Below are 7938 nucleotides of genomic sequence, written 5' to 3'. Positions count from 1 at the left end.
CCGTAGCCCCCCCCGCGCCTCCCCGCTTCGCAGGTTGCAGGGACCGTCATGGGGACGGATGCGCGCGGTCATAGCCCGCCCGGACCGGGTCCGGCGGGGCTGCCGGCGACGCGGGATCGGGGCTCGGGTTTGCCCAGGCTCATATTTCGGACCGGGCCAGCTGCGCGGCTGCTGCATGGTCGCGGTCATGGGTAGCCGGAAGGGCGGATCCGGGAAGCTGGTGGGCGCAGGCGGCCGATAGCCGAGGGACGAATGCGGTCGGGTGGCGGTCATGCCTCGCGGTGCACCGAAACGCATGCCCTGATCCCGGGCCTCTCCGAGGCGGGTTCGAAGATCGTCCTGCACGGCGCCGTGCGCTGCCCTGGGCGGGCACGGCGTGCCGACCGGCACCGGCGGCCGGTGCGCGACTTCTGGCGGCATCGAAGCAGGAACGGGCGGACGTGAGAGCAACCGGGCAGGACTGGTTCGAGGGGCGGCTCGGCCTCGATCCGGACGGATCGACCGTCCGCGACGCGACGGCCACCCACACGGCGGTCGCCTGCCGCCGAGGCCGGGCTCCGCGCGGTGCGCGCTGCCGTCCCGCACGGGCATCACGAGACCGCCGCCGCCCTTACCACCGGCGGTCCCACGGCCGTCGCCCTGCGTGATCGGGCCGGGGACGGGGCTTGGTTTCGCGCCGACGGCACCGACAGGCTGGTCCCAAAGCTGGAGCGGCGCGACACCGCCATCCTCGACGACCTGAACCTCCACAAGGTGGCCGGTGTCCGCGGGGGCTCGCGGCGGCCGGCGCACGGAGCCGCCAGCGACCGCTCGACCGCCCCGACGTCGACCCGATCGATCCATCGACAAGCGCAGGATGAGGCGGCTTTTGCCAAGCTGAAGGCCTGCCTGCGCGCCGCCGCTCCCCGCGCCATCCCGGATCTCCGGCGCGCGATCCGGAAAATCTTCGCCGGCTTCACGATGCAAGCGTATCGAAACGACCTCGCCGCCGGATACCGCCACGACGGCGCGACAGGAACGGAAAACGGCTCGCGCGCGCTGGAGCCAAGAAGGCTAAGTACCGATTTGAAATTGATTTCTCGTTCGGATCCGCTGCTACTGGTCGAGAAGCCGTGGAGCGCACGATGCCGTATCTAAGACAGAAGGCTTACGCACTCATATCAGAAGCTTTGGAAGAGATCGTTCCCCTTCCATCGCGCAAGATCCGCTTGGAACATAAGATTCATTTCGTCGATGTCGGTGCATCGAAGGGCATCCAGCCGAAATGGTTGCGACAGAAAGACAATATCATACCGGTGCTGTTCGAGCCGAACCCCGAAGAGGCGCGTCGCCTGCGCGATCAGCTCTCCGCCTTCGAAAAGTCCTTCGTGATCGAGACCGGCCTGGCCGACCGGAATGGTCCGCAGCAGCTCCATATCGGGGAGCATTATGGCTGCACGTCGATACTCGAGGCGAACTCGGCATTCCTCAGCGATTATCAGATCGCGGCCAGCTATCACGTCAAAGATACGGTCGAGATCGAATGTGCCCGCTACGATGGCCTCGTCGGTGCCGGCAAGGCGCCCGTTCCGGACGTCATCAAGATCGACGTCGAAGGCTACGAGAGCCATGTTCTCGAAGGGTTCGGTTCGCTGCTTCACAACGTCGTCGGGATCGAGACGGAGGTATTTTTCTATCCCGTTTACAAACGGCAAGCGTTGTTTCACGACTTGATCGCGCAGCTCGAACCTTTCGGGTTGCGATTCAAGCGCATCGAAGAGGTTCCGGCTTTCGACGGAGACCTGGTGTGCGCCAACGCCTACTTCATGAAGGATCGGGTTGCCTATGCGAAGCTGAGCATGGAGGGGCGTGCGAAGTACGATCTGGCCGCTCACGTGTTTCAGATAACAGAGCGCCCTCTTGCTCGATGCTGATGTCGAAGGCGTCGCGAGCGCTCGGTCAAGCAGCCGGGGCGAGGCCGAGGCGCTCGCCGGTGTAGCGGCCCTCGCGGATCGGGCGCCACCAGGCCGCGTTGTCGAGGTACCAGCGCACGGTCTCCTCCAGCGCTTGCTCGAAGGTCTTGGACGGCGCCCAGCCGACCTCGGCCTCGGCCTTGCCCGGGTCGATCGCGTAGCGGCGGTCGTGCCCGGGCCGGTCGGCGACGAAGGCGATCAGCCGCGCGTGCGGGGCGTGCTCGGGCCGCAGCCGGTCGAAGGCGGCGCACAGCGCCTCGACCACGGCGAGGTTGTTGCGCACCGCGCGCCCGCCGAGCAGGTAGGTCTCGCCGACCCGGCCGCGCTCCAGCACCGCCACCAGGCCGCGGGCGTGGTCCTCGACGTGGATCCAGTCGCGCTCGTTCAGGCCGTCGCCGTAGACCGGCAGCGGACGGCCCTCGAGCGCGTTGAGGATCATCAGCGGGATGAGCTTTTCCGGGAAGTGGCGCGGCCCGTAGTTGTTCGAGCAGTTCGTCACCAGCACCGGCAGGCCGTAGGTCTCGTGCCAGGCCCGGGCCAGGTGGTCGGAGGCGGCCTTCGAGGCCGAGTACGGCGAGCGCGGGTCGTAGCGGCTGCCTTCCGTGAAGAACCCGCCCGGCGGCAGCGAGCCGTAGACCTCGTCGGTCGAGACGTGGAGGAAGCGGAAGCGGCCCTTCGCGTCCGCCGCCAGCCCCTCGTGGTGGCCGCGCGCCGCGTCCAGCATCATTTGGGTGCCGATCACGTTGGTCCGGATGAACGCGCCCGGATCGGTGATCGAGCGGTCGACGTGGCTTTCGGCCGCCAGGTGCATCACCGCGTCGGGCCGGAAGTCGGCGAACGCCGCGCGCACGGCGTCGGCGTCGCAGATGTCGGCCTCGACCAGGCGGTGGCGGGGATCCTCGGCGAGGGGCGCCAGCGACACCGGGTTGGCCGCGTAGGTCAGCGCGTCCAGCGTCAGCACGTCGTGGCCGAGGTCGCGCACGAGATGGAGCACGAGGGCGGAGCCGATGAAGCCGCAGCCGCCGGTCACCAGGATGCGCATGTCGGGTCTCTCCTTCACGTCGTCGATGGCGCTCGCGCGCCGGGGCTTCAGAACACCAGCCCGAGCTCGGACAGGCGCGGCGCCGCCCGGTCCTTGTCGGACAGGATCGCCTCCGCGGCCAGGACCGGCCAGTCGATGCCGACGTCCGGGTCGTTCCAGACCAGGGCGCGGTCGTGGGCCGGGCTGTAGTAGGCGTCGACCTTGTAGGCCACCATCGTGTCCGGCGTCAGGGTGCAGAAGCCGTGGGCGAAGCCGTGCGGGATGAACAGTTGCTCGCCGCCCTCCGCGTCCAGCCTCACCGCCACGTGCCGGCCGTAGGTGGCGGAGTCACGGCGCAGGTCGACCGCCACGTCGAGGATCGCCCCGGCCAGCACCCGCACGAGCTTGGCCTGGGCCTGCGGCGCGACCTGGAAGTGCAGCCCGCGGATCGTCCCCTTCGGCGCCGAGAACGACTGGTTGTCCTGCACGAAGGCGCAGGCGATCCCCGCCCGCGCCAGCGCGTCGACGCGGAACGTCTCCGAGAACCACCCGCGCGCGTCCCCGAAGCGCTTCGGGACAACCCGCATTACCCCCGGAACCCGGGTCTCGATCACGTCCATCGCACGCTCCCCGAAGCCGCCGCGCTCGCGCCGGACATCGCCCCGGACCGAGCCTCGGCGCCTGTCCCGCCCATCGCGACGGGGCTTCCGAACATTCCCCGGGGCTGTCAAGGCTCGGCAATCCGTGGGAACCGACGGATCCGGGCCATGACAGCAACGATCCCAGCACGCGCCTGAAATTACAACTAGAAGTTGACCATGGGGTTAACCGCCCGGTGAAATCGGGCCGCCGACGGATCGGCTCGGCGGGCGCGCGCTCACGGGATCCCGATCATCTTGTGCGTCTGGAGCGAGAGTCGCCAGCGGGCATCCGCGCGGCAATAGGCGACGGCGGCGCCGGTGTTGGCGATCCGGTCCGGCCCGTCCATCGGCTGGAGCCAGCGATGGTGGAAATCGAGGTCGGCGACCGTCTCCGGCGCGAGGTCGGCCTGCGGGAAGACGAGCTTCAGCTCGTCGCCGCGTCGCTGCACCAGCGGCGCACCGGCCTTGGGGCTGACGCAGATCCAGTCGATCCCTTCCGGTGCCGCGAGCGTCCCGTTGGTTTCGACCGCGATCGCGAAGCCGCGGGCGTGGACGGCCGCGATCAGCTCCGGGTCGAGCTGCAGCAGCGGCTCTCCGCCGGTGAAGACGACGTAGTGCGCGTGGGGACCGCCCTCCCAGGTCCGTGCGATCGCATCCGCGAGGTGGTCGGCGGTCGCGAACTTTCCGCCGCCCTCGCCGTCGGTGCCGACGAAGGCCGTGTCGCAGAACCGGCAGACCGCCTCGGCCCGGTCCGCCTCGCGGCCGGACCAGAGATTGCAGCCGGCGAACCGGCAGAACACCGCGGCCCGCCCGGCCTGCGCGCCCTCGCCCTGGAGCGTGTGGAAGAGTTCCTTGACCGCGTACGCCATCGTCCCGCCGGGCCCGAGCCGATGACGGCCGGGGCATCGTCCTGTCCTGAAAAGATCGTCGCGCGACAGCACATAGGCGCGCCGGTGCCGCAACGCCACATCGCGGCGGTGGACGCGCGAAGATCCGCCATGCTCTCGCCACGGTGCCCGCGTTGAACGGCCGACGTTCTCAGGGCCCTCCTTCGCGGCCGCGAGAGGGACGGCATCGGGCCCGGTGCCGGCGCGGCGTTCCACTGCTTTGAGTCGGGGTCGATGTCGAACCGTTTCCTGAGGCGCCTCACCCTGGGGCTCGCCACGCTCGCTGGCCTGCTCGCTGCGCAGGCGGCCGACGCCGTGACCGCACCCGTCCTCGTGGTGGAGGTGGATTCCGGCAAGGTGCTCTACGCGCAGGGCGCGACCGACCCCTGGTACCCGGCCTCGATCACCAAGCTGATGACCACCTACGTCGCCCTCGACCTGGTGCGGCAGGGCAAGGTCTCGCTCGACTCGTTGATCACGATCTCGGCCGCCGCCGCCGCCGAGCCGCCCTCGAAGATGGGCTTCAAGCCGGGTACGCAGCTCACCCTCGACAACGCGCTGAAGATCATCATGGTCAAGTCGGCCAACGACGTGGCCTGGGCGATCGGCGAGACCCTCGGCGGCACGATCGACGGCTTCGCCGACATGATGAACGAGACCGCGCGCCGGATCGGCATGCGCGAGAGTCGCTGGTACAACCCGAACGGCCTGCCCGACCCCCGGCAATGGACCTCGGCCCGCGACATGGCGGTGCTCGGCCGCGCGCTGCTGCGCGACTTCCCCGACTCGCACGACCTGTTCTCGATCTCGGCGATCCAGTTCGGCCGCTCGGTGATGGCCAACCACAACGGCCTGCTCGGGCGCTATGCCGGCGTCGACGGGATGAAGACCGGCTTCATCTGCGCCGGCGGCTTCAACGTGGTCGCCAGCGCCAACCGCAACGGCCGGCGCATCCTCACCATCGTGATGGGCAGCCCGAGCGCGCGCGAGCGCGACCTCAAGGCCGCCGACCTGTTCGATTACGGCTTCGGCCAGTCGGCCGGATGGACCGCGCAGACGCTCGACGCGTTGCCCGCCTCCGCCATCGGCGCGCCGCCCGACATGCGGCCCTACATCTGCGACCGCAAGAAGCCGATGCCGATCGACGAGGGCCCCGGCGCCATCGCCGGAAACGCCGACAACGCCGGCGCGCAGTTCCTCGGCGCCGCCGGCCTGTCCTCGCCCGCGCTGACCCTGGCAACGCTCAACGGCGCCGCCGCGCGCAACCGCACCCTGCCGCCGCGCGCCCCGCTGCAGCCGATCCTGGTCTGGATCGGCCGCGACCCGGCGGAGGGGCAGATCATGCTCAACGAGCAGGCCGAGGCCGAGAAGGCCGCCGCCGCCGCCACGCGTGAGGCGAAGCTCGAGGCCGCCAAGGCCAAGCGCGAGGCGGCGCTCGAGGCGGCCAAGCAGAAGCGCGCCGCGGCCGCGGAAGCCAAGACCCAGGCAAAGGCCCCGGGGAAGGACCAGGGCAAGGCGAAGGCCGCGATCGCCGGCGCCGTGCCCCGCGCGGCCAGCGCCTACACCTCGGTCGACGTGTCCGGCATGCCGGAGGCCAAGCACAAGCCGCCGACCCACGCCAAGCCGGCGACGGCGGTGACGCAGAAGGGCGGCAAGCCCGCGGTGGCCAAATCCGTGCAGACCAAGCCGAAGGCCGGCGCGAAGCCCAAGCCCAACGCGGCCAAGTCGGCCGAATCCGCGGACGAGTGATCGGCGCGCGCGATTGAGCCCGCCGCCCGGCCGCGCTAGGCCGGCGGCATGACCGACGCTCCCCGCCGACCGGACCCGATCCCGCTCACCGTGCTCACCGGCTTCCTCGGAGCCGGCAAGACCACGCTGCTCAACCGGATGCTGCGCGATCCGGCGCTCGCCGACACGGTCGTCATCGTCAACGAGTTCGGCGAGATCGGCCTCGATCACCTGCTGATCGAGGCGATCGACGAGAACATGGTCCTGCTCGGCGCCGGCTGCCTGTGCTGCACCGTGCGCGGCGACCTGATCGCGACGCTGGAAGACCTGCTGCGCAAGCGCGACAACGGCCGGATCACGCCGTTCCGCCGGGTCGTGATCGAGACCACCGGCCTCGCCGACCCCGCGCCGATCCTGCACGCGCTGATCTACCACCCCTACCTCGTGATGCGGTACCGGCTGCAAGGCGTCGTCACCGTGGTGGACGCGGTCAACGGGTTCGACACGCTCGACGCCCACCCGGAGGCGGTGCGGCAGGTGGCGGTGGCCGACCGGATCGTCCTCGCGAAGGCGGATCTGGCCGGCGACACCGGTTCGCTGCGGGCGCGCCTGCACGCCCTCAACCCGGCCGCACCGATCGATCCGCCCGACGTCCCCGCCGAGACGCTGCTCGGCGGCCTGTTCGGCCTCGACGGCAAGGCCGCCGACGTGCAGGCCTGGCTCGGAGCCGTGCCGGAGGCGGACGGGCACGCTCACGACGTGAACCGGCACGACGCGGCGATCCGCGCCTTCTCGCTGACGAGCGACGTGCCGGTGCCCCGCGCGTCCTTCGAGATGTTCCTCGACCTGCTTCGGGGAAGCCACGGCCCGAAGCTGCTGCGCCTGAAGGGCCTCGTCGCGATCGCCGACGATCCCGACCGGCCGGTGGTGGTCCACGGCGTCCAGCACGTGGTGCACGCCCCCGTCACCCTGCCGGCTTGGCCCGACGACGACCGCACCTCGCGCCTCGTCCTGATCGTCCGCGACCTCGACCCGGACTTCGTCCTCCGGCTCTGGGACGCCTTCCTCGGCCGCCCGCGGATCGACGCGCCGGATGCGGCGGCGCTCACCGACAACCCGCTTGCCATTCCCGGCGGCTGACGGCTCCCGCGGCATCATCCTTGAAGCCCGCACCCTAAAGGGCGCCTCCAGGGGTGCCGAACGTTCCAGAGTGGGACGGTTCCTCTCGAATGCGGGACGCAGGTGCCATGATGCACGGCTTCACGGTCATCCAGGGCGGGCAGGCGGTCCCCGACGCGGCGGCGATCGGCCATCCCGTCGTGCGGGCGTCCGAGGAGGCGGCTTCGAACGGACATGCGGCGTCGCGCTGGCGCGTCGATCTGCGCCGCGCCGGCACCGTCGACGACGATGCGGTCGCCCCCTGGCGGGCGCTGATGACGCGCAACGCGATCACCGATCCGCGGGTCGATCCGGATTACGTGCTGAGCGCGGCCCGCCATCAATCCGGCGGCCGGACCATCGCCTTCGCCCTGGCCTGGGACCGGGACGGCAACGGCCGCGCGGCGCTCCACGGGGTGATGCCGATGGCGATGCCGCACCCGATCTGGGGGCGGGGCCGGGCCGACCTGTGGCAGCCGCCGGGCCTCCCGGACCCGGCCGCCCTGATCGACGGGGCGCGGTCGGAGGCCGTCGAGGCCGCGGTCCGCGGC

The 7938-nt window shown here is 70.6% G+C and carries 7 protein-coding genes and 1 pseudogene; 5 read left to right on the top strand and 3 right to left on the bottom strand.

From position 1 onward, the window contains the following. Nucleotides 1-564 precede the first annotated feature (564 nt). Both FV223_RS15020 and FV223_RS15015 read left to right on the top strand, forming a co-directional pair. A complete protein-coding gene (locus FV223_RS15020; RefSeq protein ID WP_147727795.1) occupies nt 565-1137 on the top strand; it encodes a hypothetical protein in 573 nt (190 codons plus the stop codon). Next, nucleotides 1113-1913, top strand: a complete 801-nt coding sequence (locus FV223_RS15015) for an FkbM family methyltransferase (protein WP_147727794.1) — start codon at nt 1113-1115, stop codon at nt 1911-1913. Before FV223_RS15020 ends, FV223_RS15015 begins: the two co-directional genes overlap by 25 nt. Before the next feature lie 25 nt (nt 1914-1938). On the opposite strand, the gene rfbB is transcribed toward FV223_RS15015, so the two are convergent. From rfbB to queE, 3 genes are all read right to left on the bottom strand, one after another. After that, nucleotides 1939-2994: a dTDP-glucose 4,6-dehydratase gene (rfbB, locus tag FV223_RS15010; RefSeq protein ID WP_147727793.1), complete on the bottom strand. Its 1056-nt coding sequence runs from the start codon at nt 2992-2994 to the stop codon at nt 1939-1941. A gap of 47 nt (nt 2995-3041) precedes the next feature. After that, complete coding sequence (gene rfbC, locus FV223_RS15005; RefSeq protein ID WP_147727792.1) at nt 3042-3593, bottom strand: dTDP-4-dehydrorhamnose 3,5-epimerase; 552 nt, start codon at nt 3591-3593, stop codon at nt 3042-3044. Between the two features lie 257 nt (nt 3594-3850). Further along, nucleotides 3851-4483 carry a 7-carboxy-7-deazaguanine synthase gene (queE, locus tag FV223_RS15000; RefSeq protein WP_147727791.1) on the bottom strand — a complete coding sequence of 211 codons (633 nt, stop codon included), beginning with the start codon at nt 4481-4483 and terminating at the stop codon, nt 3851-3853. A 252-nt stretch (nt 4484-4735) separates the two neighbouring features. Here queE and FV223_RS14995 point away from each other — a divergent pair, with 252 nt between their 5' ends. From FV223_RS14995 to FV223_RS14985, 3 genes and pseudogenes are all read left to right on the top strand, one after another. Beyond that, entirely contained in the window at nt 4736-6250 is a 1515-nt protein-coding gene (locus tag FV223_RS14995) for a D-alanyl-D-alanine carboxypeptidase family protein (protein WP_147727790.1), read from the top strand. A gap of 48 nt (nt 6251-6298) precedes the next feature. Next, nucleotides 6299-7369 (top strand): GTP-binding protein, encoded by a 1071-nt coding sequence (locus FV223_RS14990; protein ID WP_147727789.1) that lies wholly within the window; start codon nt 6299-6301, stop codon nt 7367-7369. Between the two features lie 107 nt (nt 7370-7476). Further along, nucleotides 7477-7938 (top strand): annotated as a pseudogene (locus tag FV223_RS14985) (hypothetical protein); the annotation flags it as partial.

The sequence above is a fragment of the Methylobacterium sp. WL116 genome (assembly GCF_008039455.1).
Lineage (GTDB): Bacteria > Pseudomonadota > Alphaproteobacteria > Rhizobiales > Beijerinckiaceae > Methylobacterium.
Note: the sequence above shows the minus strand (reverse complement) of the source record. Positions and strands in the feature narration are given on the sequence as shown.

What these genes read in the sequence shown, in the direction of transcription:
- FV223_RS14990 (WP_147727789.1), top strand. Translation starts at nt 6,299, where the DNA reads ATGACCGACGCTCCCCGCCGACCGGACCCGATCCCGCTCACCGTGCTC.
- rfbC (WP_147727792.1), bottom strand. Translation starts at nt 3,593, where the DNA reads ATGGACGTGATCGAGACCCGGGTTCCGGGGGTAATGCGGGTTGTCCCG.
- FV223_RS14995 (WP_147727790.1), top strand. Translation starts at nt 4,736, where the DNA reads ATGTCGAACCGTTTCCTGAGGCGCCTCACCCTGGGGCTCGCCACGCTC.
- rfbB (WP_147727793.1), bottom strand. Translation starts at nt 2,994, where the DNA reads ATGCGCATCCTGGTGACCGGCGGCTGCGGCTTCATCGGCTCCGCCCTC.
- queE (WP_147727791.1), bottom strand. Translation starts at nt 4,483, where the DNA reads ATGGCGTACGCGGTCAAGGAACTCTTCCACACGCTCCAGGGCGAGGGC.